Raw genomic sequence first — 25,770 nt, forward strand, 5'->3', positions numbered from 1 at the left:
GCTCTCGCGGATTTACCACGTGCTCCGGTAAATGCCGGAAACCGCGGTCCTCTCCGTCATCGATCACCCGGACTCTCTTCGCATGGCAGGATTGACCGGGTAATCGGCGGGTGGGGAGCTGGCATGGCGGATTCAGGGGCCTGGGCGACACCCGGCTCCGCTCTGCCCGAAAGCGCCCGATCCGAGACCGCGCCACCGGAGCCCGCCGTCGCCGCCGACGACACGCTCGAGACGGAGATCCCGCTGCGCCCGCTCGGCGTCTCGGAGCTCCTCGACGGAGCGATCACCTACGTTCGGCGCAACCCGCGGGCCACACTCGGCCTGTCGGCGATCCTCACGGCGATCGTCCAGGTGATCGTCACGGCCGTGCAGTACATCGTGCTCGGCGGGCGGATCCAGGCCGACGTCCGGACGCCCGTGGAGGTCACCCGCACCCTCGGGCTCGCGTCGGCCACCTCGCTCGTCTCGCTGTTCCTCACCGCGTACGTCGTGCTCCTGCTCAGCGGGCTCCTCGCGCCGGTCATGGGGCGTACGCTGCTGGGCCGCGTCACCTCGTTCGGCCAGGCCTGGCAGGCCACGCGGTCGAGCCGGGCACGCCTCATCGGCACCGCGGCGGCCGTCCTGGCGATCGTGCTGCTCGCCGTGGCGCTGCCCCTCGCCCCGCTCGTCGCGGCGATCGCCGTCCACGCCCCCGACGCCGTCCAGGCCCTCACGGCGATCTTCGGTGTTCCGCTGGCACTGGTGCTGATGGTGACCGGCTACGTCTGGTTCGCCTTCGCCACCCCCGCCGCCGTCCTCGAGCGCCGGGGCGTCCGCGCCGCCCTTCGCCGGTCGACCGAGCTCGTACGCGGCCGCTGGTGGCGGATGATGGGCTCGCTCACCCTGGCTCTCGTCATCACGCTGTTCGTCGAGTTCCTCGTGCTCCCGGTGCCGTTCGCGGTCGCCCAGGAGATCATGCTGGCCTTCGACAAAGAGCCGCACGGCTGGATGCTCGTGGCCGTCATCGCCGTCGGCGCGGTGGGCCGCGTCATCGCCGGCACGCTCGTCAACCCGTTCAACGCGGGAGTGATCGCACTGATGTACGCCGACCGGCGCATGCGGCGGGAGGCCTTCGACCTGGAGCTCCAGATGGAGCCGCCGGCCGACCCGCTCGCCGCCTGGCTGCCCGGTCCGCTCACCGCGGCCGGGTCGGGTCCCCAGCCGAAGATGCCGCGCCAGGTCCTCGTCGCGCCTCCGCCCCCGCCCTTCGGCGCGCCGCCGCCTCCGCCCGGCCAGGCCTTCGGGGCGCCGCAGCCGCCGCCCGCGCCACAGATGCAGCGCGGGCCCTCCGAGCCGCCCGTGCCGCCCCGGCCGCCGGCGCCGCCGCCTCCTCCGGGATGGCGCCGATGACCCCGCTGCTCTCGTACGGAGGCGGTCCGCCGATCGCCCGTGACCCGGCGCGCGAGCTGGCCCGCCGCGAGCTCCAGAAGCCGGTCTACCACCAGGACGATCCCTCGTTCGTCGAGCGGATCTTCAACAAGATCAGCGACTGGCTCAACCAGCTCTACCACAGCCTGACCGGCGTCGGAGGTGGCGGAGGCGGCGGCTGGCTCGGCTTCGTCGTCCTGTTCATCCTGCTCGTCGTGGTGGTCGCCGCCGTCTGGTGGCGGATCGGCAGTGTGCGCCGCAACGCCGCCGGGCCGAAGCCCCTGCTCGGTCCCGGCACCGCCACCGCCGAGGACCATCGGGCCGCCGCCGAGCGCCACGCCGCCGCCGGCGAGTGGCCGGAGGCGATCCGCGAACGTCTCCGCGCGATCGCCCGCGACCTCGAAGAACGCGCGATCGTCCCGCCCCGGCCCGGCCGTACCGCCGACGAGCTGGCGGCCGAGGCCGGCGAGGCGCTGCCCGATCACGCCGACGCCCTCGCGGCGGGCGTGCGGCTGTTCGACGACGTCTGGTATGGCGGGCGGCAGGGCGACGCGGACGGCTACGGGCGGCTCGTCGAGCTCGACACCCGGCTGCACGACGCGCGCCCGGTTCCGCTCGGAGGCGTCTCATGACGGCCCTGCAGGCTCCACCGGCCACCGAGCCGGCCAGCGCCGGGCAGGTGGCGCGGCACCGCTGGCAGCGGTCCCGGGGCATCCTCGTCGCGGTGCTCGCCCTGGTCATCCTGGGCGTGCTCATCGCCCTCATGCGCCCGCGGAGCGGCTCGGAGCTCCTCGACCCGGAATCCCCCGGGCAGCAGGGCGCCCAGGCCCTCGCTGAGATCACCCGGCAGCACGGCACGCCCGTCACGGTCGTCCGCAGCGCGTCCGCCGCCGCCGAGCGTCTGAAGGCCCAGCCGGACGCCGTCCTCGTCGTGGTCCGTTCCGAACGCCTGGTGGCCGCCGACCTGACCACTCTGCGCGACGCGCCCGGCGACCGGCTCCTCGTCACCCCGACCCCCGAGACGCTCAAGGCCCTGGCCCCCGGCGTCGAGGCGAAGAGCACGGCCTGGAGCACGCCCGAGCCCGGCTGCACCCTGCCGGCCGCGGCCTACGCGGGCAGCGTCGACTTCCTCGAGGCGACCACCTACACCGCGCCCGACCAAGCCACGAAGTGCTACCTCAGCGACCTCGGAGCGGGCCTCGTGCAGATGCCCGTGAACGGCGCGACGGTCACCGTGCTCGGCGCGGCCCGTCCGCTTACGAACGAGCACCTCGACGAGCACGGCAACGCCGCACTCGCCATGAACCTGATCGAGAGCCGGTCGAACGCCGTCTGGCTGATCCCGAACCTGCCCTCGCCGGGCAGCGGCGGGCAGAAGTCGTTCACCGAGCTGGTCCCGTTCGGGGTCAAGCTGGCCGTGCTGCAGATCGTCATCGCCGTCGTTCTCGTGGCGCTGTGGCGGGCCCGGCGCCTCGGCCCGATCGTGGTCGAGCCGCTCCCCGTCATCGTGCGCTCCGCCGAGGCCGTCGAGGGCCGCGCCCGGCTGTACCGCTCGCGGCGGGCCGCCGACCGGGCCGCGGAGGCGCTGCGCGCCGGCGCCCTCGAACGCCTCACCGGCCTGCTCGGCATGCCGCGCAGCGCGGCGTCCGATCCCGGCATGGCCGCCGAGATCGTCGCGGCGGTCGCGGCGCACACCGGGCGAGAGCAGGCGGAGGTCGGCGCCGCCCTGTACGGTCCTCCCCCAGTGGACGACGCCGGGCTCGTATGGCTCGCCGGCGTCCTCGACGACCTGGAAAGGCTGGTTCGCAACTCTTGACGGAAACTCCACACGACATCGGGGGCGAGGACGCCCGTACGGCGCTGACCGCACTGCGCGGAGAGGTCGCCAAGGCGGTCGTCGGCCAGGACTCCGTCGTGACCGGCCTGGTCATCGCCCTGCTGTGCCGAGGCCACGTCCTGCTCGAGGGCGTCCCGGGCGTCGCCAAGACCCTGCTGATCCGGACCCTCGCCCAGGCGCTGAAGCTCGATTTCAAGCGCGTGCAGTTCACCCCCGACCTGATGCCGGGTGACGTCACGGGTTCGCTGGTCTACGACAACCGCACCTCGGAGTTCGAGTTCCGGGAGGGGCCGGTCTTCACGAACCTCCTGCTCGCCGACGAGATCAACCGGACGCCGCCCAAGACCCAGGCGTCCCTGCTCGAGTCGATGGAAGAGCGGCAGGTGTCGGTCGAGGGCGAGCCCCGCCCGCTGCCGGACCCCTTCGTCGTCTGCGCCACGCAGAACCCCGTCGAGTACGAGGGCACCTACCCGCTGCCAGAAGCCCAGCTCGACCGGTTCCTGGTGAAGCTCAACGTCCCGGTGCCCTCGCGCGACGACGAGATCTCGGTGCTGCAGCGCCACGCGTCCGGCTTCGACCCGCGCGACCTCGGCGCGGCCGGCGTCACCCCGGTCGCCGGTCCGGCCGACCTGGCCGCCGGCCGCGACGCCGTACGCCGGGTCCACGTCGACCCGAAGGTCAGCGGGTACATCGTCGACCTGTGCCGGGCCACCCGGCAGTCCCCGTCCCTGCAGCTGGGTGTGTCGCCGCGTGGTGCCACGGCGCTGCTGGCGACATCCCGCGCGTGGGCGTGGCTGTCCGGCCGCGACTACGTACGGCCCGACGACGTGAAGGCCCTCGCCCGGCCCACCCTCCGGCACCGCGTGCAGCTGCGGCCCGAGGCGGAGCTGGAGGGCGCGACGACGGACGGCGTGCTCGAGGGCATCCTCACCACCGTCCCCGCCCCTCGATGAGCGGGAGCCGGGCATGGCGCTGACCGGGCGCACGGGGCTGCTGGCCGTCCTCGGCGCGGTCGTCCTCGTCCTCCTGCCGAGCTGGTGGACGCTGCTCGCCGTAAACGGCGTGCTGGTCGCGCTCGTCGCCGCCGACCTGATGCTGGCGGGCAACGTACGACGCCTGCGCCTGCACCGCGCGGGCGACACCAACGTACGCCTCGGCGAGGAGACCACCGTCGCCCTGATCGTCGAGAACCCCGGCCCCCGGCGGCTCCGGGGACGCCTGCGCGACGCCTGGCCGCCCAGCGCCGGCGCGTCGCCCCGTACGGTCAACGTGGCGATCCCACCGGGCGAGCGCCGCCGCGTCGAGACCCGCCTCGTCCCCACCCGCCGAGGCGACCGCTCGGCCGTCGCGGTCACCGTGCGGTCGTACGGCCCCCTGGGACTGGCCGCCCGCCAGCTGAACCGGCGTGCGCCGTGGACGGTCCGGGTCCTGCCCGCGTTCCCCTCCCGCCGCCACCTGCCCGCCAAACTGGCGCGGCTGCGGGAGCTCACCGGCCAGCACGTCGCGCTGATCCGCGGCCAGGGCACCGAGTTCGACTCGCTGCGGGAGTACGTCGACGGCGACGACGTCCGCTCGATCGACTGGCGGGCGACCGCGCGCCGCAGCGACGTCGTCGTCCGCACCTGGCGGCCCGAGCGCGACCGGCGGATCTACCTCGTGCTCGACACCGGCCGGACCGCCGCCGGGCGCGTGGGCGACATCCCCCGCCTCGACTGCTCCATGGACGCCGCGCTGCTGCTCGGCGCGCTGGCCTCCCGAGCCGGGGACCGCGTGGACCTGCTCGCGTACGACCGGAGGGTCCGCGCCCGGGTCGAGGGCGCCGCCCGCACCGAGGTGCTGACTTCCATGGTGCGCGCCATGGCGCCGCTGGAGCCGGAGCTGATCGAGGCCGACGCGGCGGGCATGGTCTCGGCGCTGCTCTCCCGGGTCCGCCAGCGGTGCCTCGTGGTGCTGCTGACCGACCTCAACGCCACCGCGATCGAGGAGGGTCTGCTGCCGCTCCTGCCCCAGCTGACCGCCAAGCACCTCGTCCTCGTCGCGGCGGTGAGCGATCCGCGCGTGACCGAGATGGCGACGGCCCGCGGCGACGCCGCGGCGATCTACGACGCCGCCGCGGCCGAACGCGCCCGCGCCGAACGCCGCCGCGTCACCACCGAACTCCGCAAGTACGGCGTCGAGGTCGTCGACGCTCCCCCGGACGAGATCGCCCCCGCCCTCGCCGACGCCTACCTCTCCCTCAAGGCCGCCGGCCGCCTCTGACCCGGATACCGGTCACTGAGCGCAGCCGTGGGTGGCGGGGGCTCGGGTCGACGGGGATCCCGGCCGACTCCAGGGCGTCCAGGACCTCCTGCGCGTGCCGCGTCCAGAAGTAGTAGTCGCCGTCGACGCAGCGCAGACCGACACCAGGGCCGCTGAGGATGACCGGCGCGATCGGGAAGGCCTCCTGGATCGTCCTGAGCGGTAATGACCGTGACTCGAGCACCAGCCTGAACGGACCTCGCGGATGGAGGCTCGCCCGGCGAGCATGCAGCTCAAGGCGAGCGAAGGGCCGGTCCAGCGTGACGCGCCCGGTCCCGCCTCTCATGGGCATGGAGAACCCACCGACGTACGAGCGGACCTCGGACTCCGAGAGTGACATCTGCGGCTCGATGTGGGCTTCGGCTTTGCCACGACGATAGGCCGGTCATCCGGCACGGTCCACCAGGCGGCCCCTGATCGGTCAGGCGGCGATCGGGGCGGCGTCGGGGACCAGTTCCGCGTCGCCGGTCTCGCCCTCCTTGGCGGCGCGGCGGCCGAAGGCGATGACGTACGCCAGGAAGGCCGTCTCGGCGACGACGCCGATGGCGATGCGCAGCCAGGTGACGTGCACGTGGCCGGTGACGAAGCCTTCGATCGCGCCCGAGACGGCGAGCACGCCGATCAGGCCGATCGCGATGCTCATCGCCGCCCGGCCCTCCTCGGCGAGGGCCTGCCCCCTCCGGCGGGGACCCGGGTCGATGATCGTCCAGCCGAGCCGCAGGCCCGCGGACGACGCGAGGTACACCGCCGTCAGTTCCAGCAGGCCGTGCGGCAGGATCAGGCCGAAGAAGATCGCCCCCTTGCCGTGGGCGAACATCAGCCCGGCGGAGACGCCGAGGTTGAGCTGGTTGCCCCACAGCACGAGGATGGTCGGGATGCCGAGCAGGATCCCGAAGATCAGCGCCAGCGCGGAGACCCAGGCGTTGTTGAACCACACCTGGAACGCGAACGCCCCGGCGGCGTGATCGGTGTAGTAGTTGGCGAAGTCGTGGTCGACCAGCTGCTTGATCTGCTCCGGCGACAGCAGCGACGTCTGGACCTGTGGATTGCGGGCGACCCAGATGGCGATCACCAGCGACACGATGTTGCACAGCACCGCCGATCCCAGCCACCACCAGCGCATCCGGTAGGCCGTCACCGGGAACGACACGGTGAGGAAGCGGGCGGCGTCCCGCCACATCGGCGCCTGCGCGCCCGTCACCGCCGCCCGGCCGCGCGCCACCAGGCTCGACAGCCGGCCGACCAGCGCGGGCTCCGGCGAGCTGGAGCGCACCACCGACAGGTGGGTGGCCGCGCGCTGATAGAGCTCGACGAGCTCGTCGATCTCCGTGCCGCTCAGCTTTCGCGTGCCACGGTTGACGAGCTGCTCGAGGCGCCGCCATTCGGCGTTGTGCGCGGCTACGAAGGCGTCGACGTCCACAACCCGGCAGACTACCGTTCACGGGAGTTCTCCCGGCTTGACTGAACCGCCCGACTGAAAGGGACAGCGTGCCCGAACTCGTCACCGGTGAGGCCGTCGCACTCGACATCCGGGTCGCGCGGCTGGCCAGCCGCGCGCTCGCCCTGTTCATCGACGCGCTGCTGCAGCTCATGGTGCTCTACTTCTGCATGATCTTCGTGGGGCTGTCGGCGCGCGTGTCGGACTCGGCGGTGACGATCGGCCTGGCGCTCATGATGGTCGTCGGCGTGCTGGTCGGCTACCCGACGATCACCGAGACGGTTACCCGCGGCCGTACGCTCGGCAAGCTGGCCCTGGGACTGCGGGTGGTCGCCGACGACGGCGGGCCGGAGCGCTTCCGTCAGGCCCTGGTACGGGCGCTGGCCGGGTACCTGGAGTTCTGGACGCTGTTCGGCTCTCCGGCGCTCATCGCGTCTCTCGTGAGCCCGCGCGGGAAACGGCTCGGCGACATCTTCGCGGGCACGATCGTCATCCAGGACCGCGTGCCGGTGAACGTCATGCTGGGCCCGGTCGCGATCATGCCGCCACAGCTCGCCCCCTGGGCGAACTCCCTGGAGCTGTCCCGGCTGCCGGACGGCATCGCCATGGCCGCACGGCAGTACCTCACGCGGTTCTGGGAGCTCGCCCCGCGCGTCCGCGACGAGATGGGGCGGCGGCTCACCGACGAGGTCCTCACCTACATCAGCCCGCCACCGCCGTCGGGACACCGGCCGGAGATCGTCCTGTCGGCCGTGCTCGCCGAACGCCGCCGCCGCGAGGAACGCCGTCTCGCCGAGCGCGCCGCCCGGCGGGCCGCGATCGCCCGGCGCGGTCTGCCGCTCGCGGTCAGCGTCCCGCCCGGCCCCGCGCAGCCGGCGGTGATCCCGGTGGGCGGCCCGCCGCCACCTCCGCCGTCGTACGGTGGCGGTCCCACGCCGATGCCCGAGTGGCTCGGCGGTGCTCCGGGCACCACGAACCCGCCGACGTTCCTCCCGCCCACGCGCTGAGCTTCGGGGCAAGGGTCTACCGGTCAGCAGCTCTTGAAGTGGGCGTCCGCCGACCAGCCGGTAAGGGTCTGCATCAGCAGCCCTTGAAGTGGGCGTCCGCCGACCAGCCGGTAAGGGTCTGCATCAGCAGCCCTTGAAGTGGGCGTCCGCCGACCAGCCGGTGTTGGCCCAGGCCCGCGGTGCCGCGGGAGTGAGGCCGGGGAACCGCTTCGCCAGTTCGGTGAGCAGCCAGTTGGTGAAGCGAGCGGCACCCTGCGGGCAGGTGTGGATGCCGTCGGTGCTGCGGTCGGCCTTGCCGTCCTTGACCCGCTGGTAGGTGCTGCCCCAGACCGCGCCGGCGTCGAGCACGTCGGCCCGGCCCGAGGAACCCGCCGCGACCGTTCGCGCGGTGCGAGGGGCGCGGCGCAGGTCGGCCATGTGCGGCTTGTAGAAGTCGTCGGGCCTGATCGGTGGCGCGGTGACGAAGATCAGTTTCGCGCCGGCGCCGGTCACCGTGGTCAGCAGCTTCTCGTAGGCGGCCTGCTGCGCCTGCGGACTGCCCCAGTCGTAGGTCGTGAGCTGGTAGACGACCACGGTGGGATCGGCGGAGGTGATCTGCTCGGGCAGCTTCGTCCAGTTCTTGTCGGAGAACGGCCCGACGACGTTCCCGCCACCGTCGGCGGCGATCGACTGGAACCCGACGTGGCTCGCCTTGAACGCGGCGGCCAGGGGCAGCGCTTCGCCCGCCGCGATGGAGTCGCCGAGGAAGAGCACCTTGGACGGCCCCGATCCGGACGAGCTCCGAGCCGGGGACGCGTCGGTCGCGGTGGACCCGCCGGAACAGGCGGCGGTCAGCAGGAGCAGCCCCGTCAGGCCGAGAACGAGACCCGAGCGAACCCGACGCAGCGAGCGGAGTGGTCGGCCGAACCGTGTCCATTTGCGCGCCTCCGGCACGACGAAGGCCGACCGCGAAGCGAGTGAGGAGCGGTGAGCGAAGCAATGAGCACGTGTCTTGGTCATGGCCTCGACGGTGCCGCCGCCGTGTCCCGGTGCCTCCGCCGCCGTGTCGCGGTTGTGTCGCAGGAGACCGTCTCCGCCATGTCGCAGGACGTCGCCTCGGCCATGTCGCGGTTATGTCGCAGGACACCGCCGCCGCCGTCGAGCCGACCCCGGATTGTCCATACTCGACGGGTGGCGGCGATTCTGCTCATCGAGGACGATCCCCTGGTCCGGCGCGGGTTCCAGCTCGCGCTTCGCAGACACGGCCACGACGTCCGTACGGCGGACACCGGCGAGGACGGGCTGCGTGAGTTCCGCTCGTCCGCGCCGGACCTGGTGGTGCTCGACCTGATGCTGCCGGGCATCGACGGATTCGAGGTGTGCCGCCGCATCCGCGCGGCCGGTGAGGTACCCGTGATCATCCTCACCGCGCGTGGCGAGGACTTCGATGTCGTCGGCGGCCTGGAGGCGGGCGCCGACGACTACGTCGTCAAGCCGGCACAGCCCACCGTGCTCGACGCGCGGATCCGCGCGGTGCTGCGCCGCAGCAATGGCGCCCCCGACGGCGTGCGAGTGCACCGCGACCTGCGCATCGACACCACGGCGCTGACAGTGTCGCTGCGCGGCGAACCGGTGACGCTGACGCCGACCGAGCTGCGGCTGCTGCTGACCCTGTCCCGGGCTCCCGGCCGGGTGTTCAGCCGGCAGCAGTTGCTGGAGGAGGTGTGGGAGCACGACTATCTCGGTGACTCCCGGCTGGTCGACAACTGCGTGCAGCGGCTGCGGGCGAAGATCGAGGCCGATCCGGCGAAGCCGGAGTACGTGCAGACCGTGCGCGGGTTCGGTTACCGGTTCGGCCCGGTATGACCAGGTGGCTGTGGCCGCGTGGGCTGCGCGCCCGGCTGCTGGTCGCCTTCGTGCTGGCGACCGTGCTCGGTGCCGCCGCGGCGGCCTGGTCGAGCGCCGGATCGGCGAGCACCGCGCTGGTCCGCTCGACTCAGCAGCGGCTCACCGGGACCATCGCCGAACAGATCGGCACGATCACCCCCCAGCTGACCTATCCCCCGGACCAGGGCGCGCTCGACCGGCTGCGTTCGGCCGTCGGCGTGAACACGCTGGTGACCTACCGGAACCTGCGATCCGTGGACGGCACCCGCACCGATCTGGTCACCGACGCGCTGCGCACCGCCGTGCGCACCCGGAACCGGCTCGTCACGCAGCGGATCACCGCAGGCGGCAGGCCCTGGCTCCTGGTCGGCACCCGCGTCATGATCACCGAGCCGGGCGGTGCACGCGTCCCGTCCGGTATCGAGGTGTACTCCGTACGCGACCTCACCGGTGTCGAGCAGCAGGTCGACGGCCTGGCCAGGTCCGCGGCCGGCACCGCCGCGTTGGCGCTGCCGCTGGCGGTACTGCTGGCGCTGCTGGCCGCGGGCAGCGTGCTGCGCCCGGTGCGCGACCTCCGCGACACCGCGCGCCGGTTGGCCGCCGGCGACCTCGACGCCCGGTCGCCGCCCCAGGGCGCCGACGAGCTGGCCGAACTGACCGTCACCGTGAACGAGATGGCCGAGTCGCTGCAGACGTCGATGGCGGCGATGCGGCGGATGCAGGCCGACGCCCGGAGATTCGCCGCCGACGTCTCCCACGAGCTGCGCACCCCCCTGAGCACGCTGACGGCGGTGGTGGAGGTCCTGGCCACCGCGGCGGACGGGATGGAGGCGGACGCCCGCGAGTCCGCGCAGCTGGCGATCACCGAGACCCATCGGCTGGTCCGGCTCGTCGAAGACCTGATGGAGGTGTCCCGCTTCGACGCCGGCACCGCCCGGCTGCGGATGGAGGAGGTCGACGTGGCCGGCGCCGTACGGGACTGCCTGCACGCCCGGGGCTGGCTGGACCGGGTCCACCTGGTGGCGCCGGAGGAGATCTTCGTGCGGCTGGACCGGCGCCGGCTGGACGTCATCGTGGCCAACCTGGTCGGCAACGCGCTGCGGCACGGTGAACCGCCGGTGCGCGTCCACGTCTCGGCGGCCCGCGAGCAGGTGCGGATCGAGGTCACCGACAGCGGACCGGGCCTGCCCGAGGTCGTGTTGCCGCACGTGTTCGACCGGTTCTACAAGGCCGACGCGGCTCGTGCCCGCACCCCGGGCAGCGGCCTCGGGCTGGCGATCGCGCTGGAGAACGCCCGCCTGCACGGCGGCGACCTCACCGCAGGCAACGCCGGTGGCGACCTCACCGCAGGCAACGCCGGTGGCGACCTCACCGCAGGCAACGCCGGCGGTGGCGGTGCCCGGTTCGTACTGTGGCTGCCGCGAAACCTGGAGGACCTGTGAAGCGGATCTGGTGGGCGGCGGTGGTACTGCTGCTCGCGGGCTGCGGCGTCCGGCCGTCCGGGGTGACCGACGCGGGTCAGGCACCGACGGGCGTGGCCCCCGGGATGACCCTGTACTTCGTCGACGCGCACCAGCGACTCCGGCCTCAGCTGCGCCCGAGCGGTCACCTCGGCACGATCTCCGAGGCGATGTCGTGGCTGCTGGCCGGGCCCGGTGGCTCGAACCTGCACACGGGGATCGCATCGACCTCGACGACACAGGTCGTGGTGACCACCACGACCGGCGTGATCCATCTGAGGGTGCCGCTGGCCATCTACGAAGTGACGCCGCTGGGCATCGACCAGATCGTTTGCACCGCACTGGGCGTCAACGTGCAGAGCGGCGGATCCAGGAGCATGAAGGTTCAGGTCATCTTCACGTCGGCCACCTCGGAGTCGGACAAGCAGCGCATCTGCCCGCTGATCAGGTGATCAGGTGATCAGCCCAGCTTCGTGATGTCGATGGTGGTCGGAGCCGGGGCAGGCAGCGCCGACCACAGCACGGCCAGCCCGACCATCAGTGCCGCGAACGCGAGCACCCCGCTCCGCCCCCGCGCCCACGTGGCGCGGAATCGAATCGGGTCCTCGACCAGGTATTTCGACAGGGCGGCCAGGCCGATCGACACGGCGCACGCCGCGGCCGTCCGGATCCAGCCGCGTTGTGCGGAGAGCAGCACGAAGACGGGCCAGTGCCACAGGTACAGGCTGTAGGAGATCAGCCCCAGCCACCTCAGTGGCCGCCGAGCAAGGATCCTGGCGACCAACGCCTGCGGCGCCTGCGCACACAGCCCGATCAGCACCGCGGCGGCCAGCGAGTGCGCGAAGAGCCCGCCGGTGTACAGCCAGGGCGAGTTCACCCCGTCGACGAGCAACCACGCCGTGCCGATTCCGACCACCAGCGACGCCGACACGGCACCGGCCCATCGGCCGACCGTACGGGCCAGCACGGCACGCACCGGTCGAGTGGCGACCAGAGCGCCCAGCAACAGCGAGAACGCCCGAGTGTCGGTACCGGTGTAGACCCGGCTGGGGTCCGCCGAGCCGGCGAACGTGATCATCAACGCCAGTGAGACGGCCGAGGCCAGGCCCGCGGTCACCGCGACCCGGCGATCCACCCGCCGCCCGCCCCGGGCGATGACCAGCAGGAGCACCGGCCACACCAGGTAGAACTGCTCCTCGACCGCGATGCTCCACAGGTGCTCGAAGACCCGGGCCGGCCCGAACCGGTCCCAGTAGCCGGCCGACTCCGCGAGCAGATGCCAGTTGACGAGGTTCAGCTGCACCCACGGGCCGTCCGCGAGCGTCGTCCGCACCATGTCCGGCGATCCCACCGCCCATACCAGCACGGTGACACCGCCGAGCATGGTCGCCAGCGCGGGCAGCAGCCGACGGATCCGCCTACCCCAGAAGGCGACCAGCGCCACGCCGCCGGTCGCCTCGATCTCCCGCAGCAGCAGATCGGTGATGAGGTACCCGGAAAGGGCGAAGAACAGGTCCACGCCCAGGAACCCGCCGGACAGGTGACCGGTGTGGAACAGCAGCACCCCGAGGATCGCGGCACCTCGCAACCCGTCCAACGCGGGCACATGCGGCTTGCGGCCGGTGGTCGACCGAGCGGCCGTGGTCGGCTGAACTCTTGTCATGGCGCCGACTGTGCCGAGCCCGTGTCGGGGTGCCGTCCGCGTCAGGTCGCAGTCTTGTCGCAGCCGGCGGGCGGGGCGAGGTTCAGCGCACGGTCACGCGGACCGACGGAGACGGCCCGTAGATCTCGGCGTGCCGATGGCCCAGGCCGACGCCCACGGCGCGGAAGGCGTACTTGCCGCGCTCGAGCGGGCTGGTGTCGAGCCGGAAGTCGGCGGTCCAGCCGTCCGCGTGGTACGGCATGACACACTTGCCCATCCGCCGCCAGTGCTGCTGGGGCCCCCGGACCTCGAGGCAGTACCGCGCCTTCCGCAGCCCGGAGTCATCACCGACCATCCCCACGAAACGCAGGGTCTGACCTGAGTGGATCACTTTGTGCGCCACGTTGAGGGTCACGTTGGACTTCGCCATCGCGGAGCCTCCCGACGCCACGACCAGCCCGCTGCTCAGGAGACCCACGACCCCGGCGCCGACAACCGCATGCTTCATGATCCATATGACATCGGACATGCCCCGAAGGTTGTCAGAGTTTCTTAGAAAAAATTCGGCGGATTCTCAAGATTGACGAGTTCGATACCGGGAGCCGCCACGACGACGTCCCCGGCCAGGTGGATCTCTGATACCTCGCCGGTCTCCAGGTCGGTGATCTCGTAGCGGTCGACCGGGACGCGTTCGCCGTCGGCGTCGTGCCAGGCGATTTCGGCGAGGGACCAGCGCTGCGGCACCGTACGGACCGCGAGGGACGGGGCGGTGACGAGCAGGATCCGCACGTCGACGCGCTCACCCTCGGCCAGGCGCAGTGACCGGGCCACCGCGACGAGCAGGCCCGGCGACTCGCCGAGGAAGCCGGTGGCGCGCGCGGCGTGCTCCCGCCCGGCGGTCACCCACAGCAGCTCCGCGCCGACCGCGCCTCCTCGCAGCACGTGCTCACCGGCGGTCACCTCGAGGCGGGCGGGCCGCCAGAGGCTGTCGACGACCAGCTCGACCGTGCCGCCGTCGGACCGCTCGGCGGAGTAGCGCCAGCCGCCTCCGTCCGGAGCACAGGCGAACCGCTCCTCGACGCCGGGCTCGTGCAGATACGTTCCGCGGGGCATGATCCGAATCTAGTGTCACCTACCAGCCTTCACCGGACCGGGAGCCGCCATGACACAGGAGGGACGCCTCGCGGAGGTCGAGGACATCGTCGACCGCGTCCGGCGCTGGGCCGCCGACCGCCCCGACGTCGTCGGCCTGCTGCTCGTCGGGTCGTACGCCCGGAGCGCCGCCCGGCCCGACTCGGACGTCGACCTGATGCTGCTCAGCACCGACCTCGACGCATACGCCGATGGGGCCGAGGAACTCGATCTCGGCACGCCGGTTCGGGTCCGGTCGTGGGGCCCCGTCACCGAGCGTCGGTTCGTCACCGCCTCGGGGCTCGAGGTCGAGCTGAACGTCGGCCCGGCCGGGTGGGCGGACACCGAGCCGGTCGACCCCGGCACGCGGCGCGTCGTGACCGACGGGGCGCGCGTCCTGCACGACCCGTCCGGGCTGCTCGCCGCCCTCGTGGACGCCTGCCGGCCCCCTCGGGAGCCCTGACCAGGACCCCTAGTCGATCGTGTGGCCGCCGTTGACGGTGATGCGTTCTCCGGTGATGAAGGCGGCCGCGTCGGAGGCGACGAAGGAGACCGTGGCGGCGACGTCGTCGGCCGTGCCCATCCGGCCGAGGGGAACGTCGGCCCGGTAGGCGCTCAAGTCGTCGGCGGAGGCGTCGGCGTGCCGCTCGACCGGGATCCAGCCGGGGGCGACGAGGTTCACGGTGATGCCGGACGGGCCCAGCTCCCGCGCCCAGGAGCGGGTCAGTCCGATCTGGGCGCCCTTGGCCGCGACGTAGGCGGACATGCCGGGCAGCGCGCGTTCGAAGATGTCGGAGCCGATCTGGATGACCCGGCCGCCTCCCCGGGCCTTCATCCCCGGGAGGACGGCCTGCAACAGCAGCGTGGGGCTCTTGACGAAGAACCGCAGCTGGTCGAGATGCGCCTCCCAGGTCAGGTCCTCCACCGCGACCTTCGGCTGCGGGCCCGTCGCGTTGACCACCAGGACGGTGATCGTGCCGAGCCGGTCGGTCACCTTCGCGACCAGGTCGGCCACCGCGGCCTCGTCGGTGATGTCGGCGGCGAACGCCTCGGCGCGGCCGCCCGCGGCGCGGATGTCCTCGACCACCCGGCGGGCCTGGTCGGCGCCGGAGCGGAATCCGACGGCCACGGCCCAGCCGTCGGCGGCCAGGCGCCGCGCGATGACCGCGCCCAGTCCGCGGGACGCTCCGGTGACGAGCGCGACGCCCTCTTCCACGGCCATCGGGTTCCCTTCCGTCACAGTTCGTTCAGGAGCCCTGGCGCCAGGAGGACAGGTACTCCTCCTGCGTGGGCGTGAGTGCGTCGATCGCGACGTCCATGGAGGCGAGCTTCAGGCGGGCGACCTCGGTGTCGATCGCCTTGGGCACGTCGTACACGCCGGGGGCGAGGTCCTGGCCGACGATCCACTCGCAGGTGAGGGCCTGGTCGGCGAAGGACATGTCCATGACGGCCGCCGGGTGTCCCTCCGCCGCCGCGAGGTTGACGAGGCGTCCCTCGGCGAGCAGGACGAGCCTGCGGCCGTCGGCGAGGACGTACTCGTCGGCCTGGGGGCGTACGTCCCGTTTGATGTCCACGGCGAGCTCGGCCAGCGCCCGTACGTCGATCTCGACGTCGAAGTGGCCGGAGTTGGCGAGGATCGCGCCGTCCTTCATCCGGGCGAGGTGCTCGGCGCGGACGACGTCCCGGTTGCCGGTGACGGTGATGAAGACGTCGCCGTGCTCGGCGGCCTGTTCCATCGTCTGGACGCGGTAGCCCTGCAGGACGGCGTCCAGCGCCTTGACCGGGTCGATCTCGGTGACGACGACCCGTCCGCCCATGCCGCGGGCGCGTTCGGCCAGGCCCCGGCCGCAGTATCCGAACCCGGCGATGACGATCGTCTTGCCGGCCAGCAGCGTGTTGGTGGCCCGGACGATCCCGTCGAGCGTCGACTGGCCGGTGCCGTACCGGTTGTCGAACATGTGCTTGGTGTCGGTGTCGTTGACCGCGACCATGGGGAAGCGCAGCGCGTCCTCGCGGGCCATCTGGTGCAGCCGGATGACACCGGTGGTGGTCTCCTCGCAGCCGCCGCGTACGCCGTCGATCAGGTCGAGGCGTTCGGTGTGCAGGATGTTGACCAGGTCACAGCCGTCGTCCAAGACGAGTTCGGGGCCGATCTCGAGGGCTTGGTGGATGTGCCGGTAGTAGCCATCGCGGTCGACGCCCTGCCGGGCGAAGACGGCGACGCCGTACTCCTCTACGAGCGCGGCGGCGGTGTCGTCCTGGGTGGACAGGGGGTTCGAGGCGGCGAGGGCCACCTGGGCGCCCCCGGTCTGGAGCGTGCGGATGAGGTTCGCGGTCTCGGTCGTGACGTGCATGCACGCCGCGACCCGCAGGCCGTCCAGGGGACGCTCGGCGGCGAACCGCTCCCGGATGCGCCGCAGCACGGGCATGGACCGGTCGGCCCACTCGATGCGCCGGACCCCGGACTCGGCGAGCCCGGGGTCCGCGATGTCGTACGTCACTACGTGGTTCGCCTTAGTAGCGGTAGTGGTCCGGCTTGTACGGGCCCTCGACGTCGACGCCGATGTACGCGGCCTGCTCCTTGGTGAGCTCGGTCAGCCTGACGCCGAGCGCGTCGAGGTGGAGGCGGGCGACCTTCTCGTCGAGGTGCTTGGGCAGCACGTACACGCCGATCGGGTAGTTCTCGGTGCGGGTGAACAGCTCGATCTGCGCGATCACCTGGTTGGTGAAGGAGTTGGACATCACGAAGCTCGGGTGGCCGGTGGCGCAGCCGAGGTTCATCAGCCGGCCCTCGGCGAGCACGATGAGGGTCTTGCCGTCAGCGAAGGTCCAGGTGTGGACCTGCGGCTTGACCTCTTCCTTCTTGATGCCGGGGATCTTCGCCAGGCCGGCCATGTCGATCTCGTTGTCGAAGTGGCCGATGTTGGAGACGATCGCCTGGTGCTTCATCCGCTCCATGTGGTCGGCGCGGATGATGTTGAAGTTGCCGGTCGTCGTCACGAAGATGTCGGCGATCTCGACGACGTCCTCCAGGGTGGTGACCTGGAAGCCGTCCATCGCGGCCTGTAGCGCGCAGATCGGGTCGATCTCGGTGACGATGACGCGGGCGCCCTGGCCGCGCAGCGCGTCGGCGCAGCCCTTGCCCACGTCGCCGTAACCGCAGACGACGGCGACCTTGCCGCCGATCAGCACGTCGGTGGCGCGGTTGAGGCCGTCGATGACGCTGTGGCGGCAGCCGTACTTGTTGTCGAACTTCGACTTGGTGACGGAGTCGTTGACGTTGATCGCCGGGAACAGCAGCCCGCCGTTCTTGTGCATCTCGTAGAGACGGTGCACGCCGGTGGTGGTCTCCTCGGTGACACCCTTGATGCGCTCGGCGGTGGCGGTCCACCTGCCGGAGCCGTCGACCGTACGGTGGAGCAGGTCGAGGATGACCTTCCACTCCTCCGGGTCCTCCTCGGCGGCGGAGGGCACGGCGCCGGCCTTCTCGTACTCGGCGCCCTTGTGGACGAGCAGGGTCGCGTCGCCGCCGTCGTCGAGGATCATGTTCGGGCCGTCACCACCGGGCCAGGTGAGCGCCTGCTCGGTGCACCACCAGTACTCCTCCAGCGTCTCGCCCTTCCAGGCGAACACCGGAACGCCCTGCGGGTCGTCCAGGGTGCCGTTCCGGCCGACGACGACCGCGGCGGCCGCGTGGTCCTGGGTGGAGAAGATGTTGCAGCTCACCCAGCGGACCTCGGCGCCGAGCGCGACCAGCGTCTCGATCAGCACGGCGGTCTGGATCGTCATGTGCAGCGAGCCCATGATCTTCGCGCCGCGCAGCGGCTGGGCCTCGGCGTACTCCTTGCGGACCGCCATGAGACCCGGCATCTCATGCTCGGCCAGCTGGATCTCCTTGCGGCCGAACGCCGCCAGCGAAAGGTCGGCGACCTTGTAGTCCATGGTTGATGCGCTCCCTGGGATTCGGTGTCACCGCGAGTCTAGGCGTGGCCGCTCGAGGATCGCACCGGCGAGGCGCGGTATCTAACACTGATTTGTCAGAATGGGCCCATGCGTATCACGGAGGCCGCCCAGCGGCTCGGCACGTCCCCCCGCATGCTCCGCTATCGCGAGACCCTCGGCCTCCTCCCGCCGACCCGGGAACGCCACGGCCACCGCCGGTTCGGCGACGCCGAACTGCGGGCCGTCGCGCTGGCCCTGGCCCTGGAGAAGAGGTACGACATCAGTCCGGCGGAGCTGGCGTTCGGGTTGCGCGTACTGGCCGATCCAGAGGTACGGGCGGACGTCCGGGAGCTCGGCGAGCGCGTCGGCCGCGTGTCGGCGCCTCCGGCACGGGCGCTGGACTTCGAGAAGGAGAAGGCGCTGCGCCTCCTGCGCGGCCGACCATGAGCCCGGTTGCCGCCACGAGGCGGTCGCAGCTCGGCCATGAATGTGGGCCCTCGCCGAGGAGGCCGCATCGGGGTCTTCCCCAGCCCATGGTCACCCCGATCCGGCCGTCCACGGGGCATACCCGCGGGAGACCCGGACGGCACCACGGCCACCTCGGCGAGGGACGATCGGTCGCGCCACCCGAACCCCCGAGATCCGGGTGACCCGACCCGGGCACCGGCGACCTCGGACCCCCTAGTACGAGAGCGCCGGCGCCTCGTCACAATGCAAAGGTACGCCGCCGATCACGCCCGGTCGTCCCCCCCAAGGATGGCCTCGGAATCGTCCCAGAGGTGGACATCGGGGTCCTCGAGGCCCAGACGGAATCGCTCCACATGGTGAGGCGAAGACACCCGGAAACAGGTGATGATAAAGAGTGACCAGCGACAAGCCTGACTTTCTCCACGAGGCCGGCCCGGCGGCGTGGCGTGTGGCCGCGCAGGTCGTGACCGCGGTGGGTCAGGTCCTTCTGTGGATCCTCACCGGGATCGGCCGCCTGCTCCGCCCGATCACGAGCCGCCTCGTCGCCGCCCTGTACGGCAAAAGCACACCTCCCGCGGCTCCTCCGCCTTACGGTGGACCGCAGCCGTACGGCGGACCGCCGCCGTACGCCACGCCGGACGGCACGCTCCTGCAGCGGCAGCCGCCGCCGAACCCGGCCGGTCCGCCCCCACCGGCGGCCCGGCAGCCCCGGACACCGCCGCTGCTGCGCTGGGTGCACGCCTGGCGCCGCTTCTCGGAGTCGTGGGCGTACGGGCCGGTGACCGGCGCGATCCTCGCCGTGGCGGCCCTGATCGAGTTCCCCTTGCACCACCTCCAGGTGGTGAGCCTGCCAGGGGCGTTCGCGCTGGCGGCCACGCTGCCGCTGATGTTCCGCCGGGAGTCGCTGCACCCGGCGTCGGCGATCGTGCTCGGCGCGCTCGCCGCGAGCCTGCTGTCCGGGCAGCAGGTCCTGCTGACCACGGCGTTCGCCGGGCTGTACGCGCTGTACCTCCTCGCGCAGCAGCTGCCCCGTCCGTCGACGGGCGTGCTCGGCGTGTGCAGCGTCGTCGGCGTGGGCGTGGTGTACCTCGCCTCCAGCAGTCTCGACGAGATCCCCTGGCTCGCCGGGTTCACGGCGGTCATCGCCGCGATCGGGCTGGGCGACGCCCGCCGTACGGTGGAGACCGCCGAGGCCAGCGTGGACGAGGAGCGGGAACGCAGCAGCGAGACCCTGACCCGGCTCAACGTCGCGGAGCGCGAGCAGGCGATCCTGCGCGAGCGCGCCCGGATCGCCCGGGAGCTGCACGACGTCGTCGCGCACTCGGTCTCGATGATCGCCGTCCAGGCGGAGACCGCGCCGTACACCATGCGGGACCTGTCGCCCGAGGCCAAGAAGGGCTTCGGGGAGATCTCCGGGACGGCCCGGGAGGCCCTGGAGGAGATGCGGCGGCTCCTCACCGTGCTGCGCGCCGAGCCCGGCGCCGAGCCGGAGGTGACCCCGCAGCCGAAGCTCGACCGGCTCGGCGAGCTGATCGACTCGCATCGCGGCGCGGGCGGCGAGGCCCGGCTGACGGTACGCGGCAGCGCCCGTCCGTTGTCCACGACGGTGGAGCTGTCGGCGTACCGGATCGTGCAGGAGGCCCTGACGAACGCGCGGCGGCACGCGCCGGGCTCGCGGGTCGACGTCGAGCTCGAGTACCAGGGCGACCGGCTGGCCGTCCGCGTGAGCGACGACGGCGCGACGGTCCCGCCCACGACGACGGTGAACCCCGACGGCCGGACCAGGGTCATGGGCCACGGTCTCGTGGGAATGCGGGAGCGGGCGACGATGCTCGGCGGCCGGTTCGCGGCGGGCCCACGTCCGGAAGGGGGATTCGCCGTGCAGGCGGACCTTCCGGTAGGCAAGAATCGGAGTTCATGATCCGAGTAGTGATCGTCGACGACCAGACGATCGTGCGGGCCGGTTTCGCCGCCCTCCTGGCCGCCCAGCCGGACATCGACGTCGTCGGGCAGTGCGGGGATGGCCGGGAGGCCGTGCGCCTCACGGAGGCGCACCGGCCCGACGTCGTGCTGATGGACATCCGGATGCCGAAGATGGACGGTATCGACGCCACGAAGCGCATCCTCGCCGACCCCTCCAACGGATCGACGCGCGTGCTGATGCTGACCACCTTCGACGTCGACGAGTACGTCTACGAGGCGCTGTCGGCCGGGGCGAGCGGCTTCCTGCTGAAGGACTCGACCGCCGACGACCTGGTGGCCGCGGTTCGGGTGGTGGCCCGCGGCGACGCGCTCCTGGCCCCGCAGGTCACGGGCCGGCTGATCCGGGAGTTCGCGCGCCAGCGACGGGACCGGCCGAAGCCGGCGCCCGGGCTGGCCACGCTGACCGCCCGGGAGACCGAGGTCCTCCAGCTGATCGCCGGCGGCCTGTCCAACGCCGAGATCGCCGCCCGGCTCGTGGTGAGCGAGCACACGGTCAAGACGCACGTCGCCCGGGTCTTCACCAAGCTCGGCCTGCGCGACCGGGCGCAGGCCGTCGTCCTCGCCTACGAGTCCGGCCTGGTCACGCCCGGCGGCGCGACGGAATAGCGCCCGGCCGGCGGCTGATCACGGGCATGCCTTGCCGGGCGGGTCGACGCCGCGGGCGAGGGCCGCGCGATCGTCCGGCGTGAGGGCGGGATGCGCGGAGATGCGGCACAGATGGTCGCGCATGGCCTCGGGCTCCAGGGGCACGACCGCGAGTGCCGCGAAGCGTCCTTGCGCGTAGAAGCGGCTCTCGGTGAGCTCCGCGCCGACGAGCAGGCCGCGGAGCCCGGGGAGAAGCGCGGTCACGGACACCGCGGCGGGGATGCTCCGGATCCGCGTCTGCCGGACGGCGTCCCAGACGTCGATCTGGGAGCCGGTGTCGTCGGCGACGTACCGGTCGATGATCTTTTTCTCTCCGGCCGTCCGCAGGCGGGTCAGTGTGCCGGCGCCACTGTCCAGGTCCCAGTACGCCACCTGACCGGTGTCCGTGGCGCCGATGAGGTAGCGGCCGGTGTGGTCGAAGGCCAGGGCGGAGATCGTTCCGAGTCCTGCGGGAGGCGCGAGCGTCCGTTCGACCTGCCCGTCATTCCCGGAGCGGAGATCCAGCCCTCCGCCCGCGCCTCCGGAGACGGCGAACTGGGCCGTGTGCGGCCGCGCGGCGACCCGCGCATTCGCCTGTGGGCGGCCCTGAACCGGTGGCAACGGCAGGTCGGGGGCCGACCGGGCGCCGGTGTTCAGGTTCCATCGGCTGAGGGTTCCGCCGCGCGCGACGATGAGATTCCCGTGGTCGTCGGCGGCCAGCCCCGGGAAGTCGTCGGGACGGACCAGGCCGGGGATGGTCATCGTGCGCCGGGGAACCAGGTCGGGGGCGTTCCAGACGGTGATCCGGTCGTCCTCGGCCGTGATGAGCGTGCGATCGTCCGGGGTGAAGAGCATCGCCTGGGGCAGCGGGAGTTCGCTTCGCGCGGATGGCAGCCGGTGCTCCGCGAGGAGGCGCCGGCCGTCGGTGCTCCACAGACGGAGGAAGACGGCCTGTTCGCCTTCCAGCGGCGCCGACGCGGTCGCCAGATAGCTCCCGCCGGGTGCCGCGACGCCCTGGGTGAGCCGCTCGGGAAGGGTCTCCATCGCGCCCAGCCGGACCCGGACGACCGCGACGGCCCCTCCGATCTCGGCGACCGCGAGGATCGACCCGTCCTGTACGACGGCCGACTCCACGGGAAGGTAGCCGCCCGCCGCCACGATGTGGACCGCGGCGATCCGGCCGTTCGTCAGGTCCCAGACGGTGATGTTGGTGCCCGTACCGCTGGCGACCCTCCCGATGGTGGGGGTGGAGATCACCAGGTACCGGCCCAGGGAGTCGAGCTGCGCGGAATGCCGTTCCTGGCAGTCGAATGTGCTCGCGATGGTCCGCGCGGGGCTCTCGCCGGTCAGGTCCCACACGGTGGCGTCGAGGCGTGAACCGTCTCGGCAGGCCATGTCCACCAGCACCCGGCCGTCACGGCTGACCAGCTGCTCGTCCCCGGTGAGGGGCATCCGCGCGGTATCCCGGCCGGTCGAGGCGTCCCGCACGGTGAAGGCGGGGTCGCCGCGCAGCGGTCCGAAGGCGAGGCGGGCGGACGTGCCGGCGCGGATGCCCGTCTGCCAGTCCGGCGCCTTCGCCACCGGCGCCCGCAGGAGGGCACCCCGCGCCGTGACGCCCATCACGGCCGAGTCGACCTCGGTGAGCGCCGGTGGGGACGGGAGGTGGGCGAGCGCGTCCGGCGACACGAGCACCTGCCGGTCGTCGAGTTGCTGCCCGCCGAGGCGGATCAGCAGCCCGCCGTTCCCGGTGAACTGGAGTCCGACGACCCGCGGCGACCGCGGGCCGAGCGGGACCGTGAAGGCGCCGGTCCGCACGCTCCGTACCGGGTCCCACAGCGTGATCTGCCCCTGCGGGCCCGCGGTGGCGAGCCGGTCACCGGAGAGGCTCCACGCCGCGGAGAGCGGCTGGTATCCCAATGCCAGCGAGTGCCGCCGGACGGGCCGTACGTCGAGGTCCCAGAAGTCGAGTCCCCGGGTGCCGAGGGTCACCGCGTGCCGCGCGTCGTCGCTGAGCACGACCGAGTCGCCGACGTCCGCGAGGTCGGGCTCGAAGACCAGGTCGAGGTCTCTCGTCTGCAGGTAGCGGTCGGCGAGGTTCGCGTACGTGCGGGCCGTCGGCCGGGCCCGGTAGGCCGCGACGGCGAGCAGGGCGGCGGCGGTCGGATGGGTCCAGCCGAGGCGCCGGGACTCGGTGGCGAGGGCTTCGGCGTCGGCCGTGGTCCGTTGGTGGGCGGTGTCCCCGCGCTGGAGGACGAACAGCAGGCCTAAGACGAGCGCGGCGGCGAGCAGCACGGACAGGGAGGCACCCGCGACACGGCGCAGGCGTCGCGTCCGGCGGTGCCGGTCGACGCCGGCCCGGATGAACTCCCGCTCGCCGTCGGTGAGGTCACCGGAGCGTACGGCCAGCCACCTCCGCGCCTCCTCCAGCTGCACGCTCCGCAGCAGAGCACCGTGATCGCGCCCGGCCCGCAGCCAGCGGCCGACTGCCTCGCGCAGGCCCTGCCGCCACAACAGGAAGTCGAGGTCGGTGGTGATCCAGCCGCGCAACCGCTCCCACTGCGTGATCAGAGCCTCGTGGGTGAGCTCGGCCGTCTCCTCGCCCTCCGCGGTACGCCCGGACACGACGAGGCGGGTCATCGCCAGTTGCCCGGCGACCTCCCACTGCTCGGCCGGCAGCTCGGAGCGGCGGACGACCTGCCGGGTGTGGCGACCGTCGGAACCCGGACGCACGAGGCGGACCAGGAGGCGCCGGGCAGCCTCGTGCGCGCCGGGGTCGACGTCCTCGGTCCACACGCGTTCGGCGTAGCGGGCCAGCGCGCCGGTGACTCCGCCGAGCCCGTCATAGGCCCGGTGCGACAGCAACCCCTCCGACTGCGTCTCCCACAGCAGCGTCAGCGCGAACTCCAGCAGCGGCAGCGCGCCGGGCTCGGAGCCGACGTCATCCAGGATCCGGTCGACCAGCCCGGCCTCGTACGCGACGCTCGAGATGTTCGGCATCGGGCCCTCGACGACGCCGCGCAGGTCGCCGGCGTGCATCGGGGGCACCGTGACGAGACCGTCCCGCAGGAGCTCGGCCACGCCTAGGCGGCCGAGCGCCTGGTCGAGGAAGTCGGACCGCAGCGCGCACACGATCCGCACCCGCGACCGTGGCAGCCGGGCCGACGACGCGAGCGCCCGCAGGCCGGAGACGAGGGTCGCGGCACCGGCCGGCTCGGCGGCGAGGAGCTCCTCCATCTGGTCGACCACCAGCACCAGCCGCCGGGCTCCCGTACGGGCCAGGGCGCGGTCGGCGACGTCGACGAGGCCGTCGCCCGCCAGGACGGCGGCCAGCTTGGGGACCTCGGCAAGGCGTTCGGCCTCGGTCAGGTCCGGCTCCAGCAGCGGCAGGAACGCCGCGGCGCAGGCGGCGGCCGGCGTGGCGCCGCCCATCGGCCGCATCCAGGCGACCGTCGTGCCCTCCGGCCTGAGGCGGGGCAGCAGCCCGGCGGCCACGAGCGAGGACTTCCCACTGCCGGAGGGCCCCAGCACGGTGGTGACCCGACACCTGGCCACGGTCGCGGCGAGCAGGTCGAGCGCACCGTCCCGGCCGAAGAACAGCGGCGCGTCCTCCTCGCGGAAGGCCGCCAGGCCACGGTACGGGCACGGGGCCAGCGTGTACGGCTTCAGCTCCGGCCAGGACTCCAACAGCGCCGTGCTCGGGATGACGTAGCCGGTGCCGAGCGCGAGACGTTTCTCCGCGGCCACGACGATGCCGACGACGCCCTGGAGCTCGTCGTCCCAGACGGGCGTGCCGCTGAACCCCGGCTGGATGACGAAGCCGGTGGTCGTCGCGTGCTCCACCTGCAGCCAGCCGGCGCCGGTCCGCTCGCGCAGGACGCCCGCGGCCCAGACGCCGTGGTCGCGGCGGGACGGGAAGCCGAACGCGCGGAACGGGTGGTTCCACAGCTCACGGCCCAGCACGAGCCGGGCCATGCGGACGCCGGGCGGTGGAGGAGCCGACAGCCGCAGCCCGGCGATGTCGCCGCTGCCGTCCAGGAGCGGCGGTCGCCACACCACGACCTCGGCGTCCACCGGTGCGGCACCGGCCAACAGCGGGAAGTCCACGCGTACGGTGCGCGCCGACGGGAGCTCCGCGCCGGCGCCCAGGGCCTGGGCGACGACGTGGGCGCACGTGACGACCAGATCCGGGCCCGCGAGAACGCCGGCTCCGACGGGCCGTCCGTCCTCATCGTGGATGCGGACGATCGCGGCGCCGAGCGCGGTCCCAGGCGGCATCAGGAATGCTTCCAGGTGAAGCTCACCTGGAAGTTGGCCTCACCGGTGGCCTTCGCCACCACGAACCCCGCCTCGGCGGTCAGCTTGAAACCGAACTGGACGCAGACCTCGTCCGGGCCCTCCGGCGGCTTCTCCGTCCGCTCGGCGAACGCCTTCGCCATCGGCCGGATCCGGTCCAGCGCGGCCTGAAGGCTCTCCGCGGCTCTGCCGGCGATCTCACCCGGGCGGGCCGCCCGGACGATGCCGTCCTCGTCCTCGGCGATCTCGACGATCACCGGATCGGCGCCTTCGACCGGAACTTCGAACAGGTACGCCACCCAGGCCCCCTACGGGTCAGCAGCTCCTCATCGAGGTAGACCGCCCCCGCCGGCCCACTCGGATTGTCCGCCACC

23 protein-coding genes are annotated in these 25,770 nt (G+C 72.4%); 13 read left to right on the plus strand and 10 right to left on the minus strand.

Features of this window, described 5'->3' with window-relative positions; translation table 11 throughout:
• Positions 1–123 precede the first annotated feature (123 nt).
• From ACQP2O_RS46380 to ACQP2O_RS46400, 5 genes are read left to right on the plus strand one after another with little or no spacing between them, the layout of a single operon-like run.
• On the plus strand, positions 124–1,389 hold the full coding sequence (locus tag ACQP2O_RS46380) for a hypothetical protein (RefSeq protein ID WP_433175934.1): 1,266 nt from the start codon (positions 124–126) through the stop codon (positions 1,387–1,389).
• Positions 1,386–2,039 (plus strand): DUF4129 domain-containing protein, encoded by a 654-nt coding sequence (locus ACQP2O_RS46385; RefSeq protein WP_433175935.1) that lies wholly within the window; start codon positions 1,386–1,388, stop codon positions 2,037–2,039. The genes ACQP2O_RS46380 and ACQP2O_RS46385 overlap by 4 nt, the downstream gene beginning before the upstream one ends.
• Positions 2,036–3,223, plus strand: a complete 1,188-nt coding sequence (locus ACQP2O_RS46390) for a DUF4350 domain-containing protein (RefSeq protein WP_433175936.1) — start codon at positions 2,036–2,038, stop codon at positions 3,221–3,223. Before ACQP2O_RS46385 ends, ACQP2O_RS46390 begins: the two co-directional genes overlap by 4 nt.
• The gene (locus ACQP2O_RS46395) at positions 3,220–4,197 is read left to right on the plus strand and encodes an AAA family ATPase (protein ID WP_433175937.1); all 978 of its coding nucleotides are present in this window, start codon (positions 3,220–3,222) and stop codon (positions 4,195–4,197) included. Before ACQP2O_RS46390 ends, ACQP2O_RS46395 begins: the two co-directional genes overlap by 4 nt.
• Positions 4,198–4,210: 13 nt before the next feature.
• Complete coding sequence (locus ACQP2O_RS46400) at positions 4,211–5,503, plus strand: DUF58 domain-containing protein (protein WP_433175938.1); 1,293 nt, start codon at positions 4,211–4,213, stop codon at positions 5,501–5,503.
• Between the two features lie 460 nt (positions 5,504–5,963).
• Here ACQP2O_RS46400 and ACQP2O_RS46405 read toward each other — a convergent pair whose 3' ends face one another.
• Complete coding sequence (locus ACQP2O_RS46405; RefSeq protein WP_433175939.1) at positions 5,964–6,962, minus strand: stage II sporulation protein M; 999 nt, start codon at positions 6,960–6,962, stop codon at positions 5,964–5,966.
• A gap of 68 nt (positions 6,963–7,030) precedes the next feature.
• On the opposite strand from ACQP2O_RS46405, the gene ACQP2O_RS46410 reads away from it, so the two are divergent.
• Complete coding sequence (locus tag ACQP2O_RS46410; protein WP_433175940.1) at positions 7,031–7,987, plus strand: RDD family protein; 957 nt, start codon at positions 7,031–7,033, stop codon at positions 7,985–7,987.
• A gap of 123 nt (positions 7,988–8,110) precedes the next feature.
• Here the strand turns inward: ACQP2O_RS46410 and ACQP2O_RS46415 are convergent, their stop codons facing one another.
• On the minus strand, positions 8,111–8,986 hold the full coding sequence (locus tag ACQP2O_RS46415; RefSeq protein WP_433175941.1) for an SGNH/GDSL hydrolase family protein: 876 nt from the start codon (positions 8,984–8,986) through the stop codon (positions 8,111–8,113).
• Between the two features lie 171 nt (positions 8,987–9,157).
• Here ACQP2O_RS46415 and ACQP2O_RS46420 point away from each other — a divergent pair, with 171 nt between their 5' ends.
• The 3 genes from ACQP2O_RS46420 to ACQP2O_RS46430 are packed head-to-tail and all read left to right on the plus strand — an operon-like array spanning position 9,158 to position 11,765.
• Positions 9,158–9,832, plus strand: coding sequence for a response regulator (locus ACQP2O_RS46420; RefSeq protein WP_433175942.1), 675 nt, complete (start codon positions 9,158–9,160; stop codon positions 9,830–9,832).
• A complete protein-coding gene (locus ACQP2O_RS46425; RefSeq protein ID WP_433175944.1) occupies positions 9,829–11,295 on the plus strand; it encodes an ATP-binding protein in 1,467 nt (488 codons plus the stop codon). Before ACQP2O_RS46420 ends, ACQP2O_RS46425 begins: the two co-directional genes overlap by 4 nt.
• Positions 11,292–11,765: a hypothetical protein gene (locus ACQP2O_RS46430; protein ID WP_433175947.1), complete on the plus strand. Its 474-nt coding sequence runs from the start codon at positions 11,292–11,294 to the stop codon at positions 11,763–11,765. Before ACQP2O_RS46425 ends, ACQP2O_RS46430 begins: the two co-directional genes overlap by 4 nt.
• 8 nt (positions 11,766–11,773) lie before the next feature.
• Here the strand turns inward: ACQP2O_RS46430 and ACQP2O_RS46435 are convergent, their stop codons facing one another.
• The 3 genes from ACQP2O_RS46435 to ACQP2O_RS46445 form a co-directional block, all read right to left on the minus strand.
• The gene (locus ACQP2O_RS46435) at positions 11,774–12,976 is read right to left on the minus strand and encodes an acyltransferase family protein (RefSeq protein WP_433175949.1); all 1,203 of its coding nucleotides are present in this window, start codon (positions 12,974–12,976) and stop codon (positions 11,774–11,776) included.
• Positions 12,977–13,058: 82 nt separating this feature from the next.
• Positions 13,059–13,463, minus strand: coding sequence for a hypothetical protein (locus ACQP2O_RS46440; RefSeq protein WP_433175951.1), 405 nt, complete (start codon positions 13,461–13,463; stop codon positions 13,059–13,061).
• 44 nt (positions 13,464–13,507) lie between these two features.
• Positions 13,508–14,068 (minus strand): hypothetical protein, encoded by a 561-nt coding sequence (locus ACQP2O_RS46445; protein WP_433175958.1) that lies wholly within the window; start codon positions 14,066–14,068, stop codon positions 13,508–13,510.
• A 49-nt stretch (positions 14,069–14,117) separates the two neighbouring features.
• Between ACQP2O_RS46445 and ACQP2O_RS46450 the strand changes: the two genes are divergently transcribed.
• Entirely contained in the window at positions 14,118–14,549 is a 432-nt protein-coding gene (locus ACQP2O_RS46450) for a nucleotidyltransferase family protein (RefSeq protein WP_433175959.1), read from the plus strand.
• Between the two features lie 9 nt (positions 14,550–14,558).
• On the opposite strand, the gene ACQP2O_RS46455 is transcribed toward ACQP2O_RS46450, so the two are convergent.
• The 3 genes from ACQP2O_RS46455 to ahcY (ACQP2O_RS46465) are packed head-to-tail and all read right to left on the minus strand — an operon-like array spanning position 14,559 to position 18,028.
• Positions 14,559–15,308 (minus strand): SDR family NAD(P)-dependent oxidoreductase, encoded by a 750-nt coding sequence (locus ACQP2O_RS46455; protein ID WP_433175961.1) that lies wholly within the window; start codon positions 15,306–15,308, stop codon positions 14,559–14,561.
• A 25-nt stretch (positions 15,309–15,333) separates the two neighbouring features.
• Complete coding sequence (ahcY, locus tag ACQP2O_RS46460; RefSeq protein WP_433175963.1) at positions 15,334–16,587, minus strand: adenosylhomocysteinase; 1,254 nt, start codon at positions 16,585–16,587, stop codon at positions 15,334–15,336.
• Between the two features lie 13 nt (positions 16,588–16,600).
• The gene (gene ahcY / locus ACQP2O_RS46465; protein ID WP_433175964.1) at positions 16,601–18,028 is read right to left on the minus strand and encodes an adenosylhomocysteinase; all 1,428 of its coding nucleotides are present in this window, start codon (positions 18,026–18,028) and stop codon (positions 16,601–16,603) included.
• A gap of 108 nt (positions 18,029–18,136) precedes the next feature.
• On the opposite strand from ahcY (ACQP2O_RS46465), the gene ACQP2O_RS46470 reads away from it, so the two are divergent.
• From ACQP2O_RS46470 to ACQP2O_RS46480, 3 genes are all read left to right on the plus strand, one after another.
• Positions 18,137–18,475 carry a MerR family DNA-binding transcriptional regulator gene (locus ACQP2O_RS46470; RefSeq protein ID WP_433175965.1) on the plus strand — a complete coding sequence of 113 codons (339 nt, stop codon included), beginning with the start codon at positions 18,137–18,139 and terminating at the stop codon, positions 18,473–18,475.
• A gap of 415 nt (positions 18,476–18,890) precedes the next feature.
• Positions 18,891–20,417, plus strand: a complete 1,527-nt coding sequence (locus ACQP2O_RS46475; RefSeq protein ID WP_433175968.1) for a sensor histidine kinase — start codon at positions 18,891–18,893, stop codon at positions 20,415–20,417.
• Positions 20,414–21,085 carry a response regulator gene (locus ACQP2O_RS46480; protein ID WP_433175970.1) on the plus strand — a complete coding sequence of 224 codons (672 nt, stop codon included), beginning with the start codon at positions 20,414–20,416 and terminating at the stop codon, positions 21,083–21,085. The genes ACQP2O_RS46475 and ACQP2O_RS46480 overlap by 4 nt, the downstream gene beginning before the upstream one ends.
• Positions 21,086–21,103: 18 nt before the next feature.
• Here ACQP2O_RS46480 and ACQP2O_RS46485 read toward each other — a convergent pair whose 3' ends face one another.
• Together ACQP2O_RS46485 and ACQP2O_RS46490 are read right to left on the minus strand one after the other, a co-directional pair.
• Positions 21,104–25,378: a trypsin-like peptidase domain-containing protein gene (locus ACQP2O_RS46485; RefSeq protein ID WP_433175972.1), complete on the minus strand. Its 4,275-nt coding sequence runs from the start codon at positions 25,376–25,378 to the stop codon at positions 21,104–21,106.
• Positions 25,378–25,695 carry a CU044_2847 family protein gene (locus ACQP2O_RS46490; RefSeq protein ID WP_433175974.1) on the minus strand — a complete coding sequence of 106 codons (318 nt, stop codon included), beginning with the start codon at positions 25,693–25,695 and terminating at the stop codon, positions 25,378–25,380. The genes ACQP2O_RS46485 and ACQP2O_RS46490 overlap by 1 nt, the downstream gene beginning before the upstream one ends.
• Between the last annotated feature and the right edge of the window lie 75 nt (positions 25,696–25,770).

Origin of the sequence: Actinoallomurus sp. CA-150999 (genome assembly GCF_050942425.1) — a bacterium.
In the GTDB taxonomy this organism is placed as follows: Bacteria; Actinomycetota; Actinomycetes; order Streptosporangiales; family Streptosporangiaceae; genus Actinoallomurus.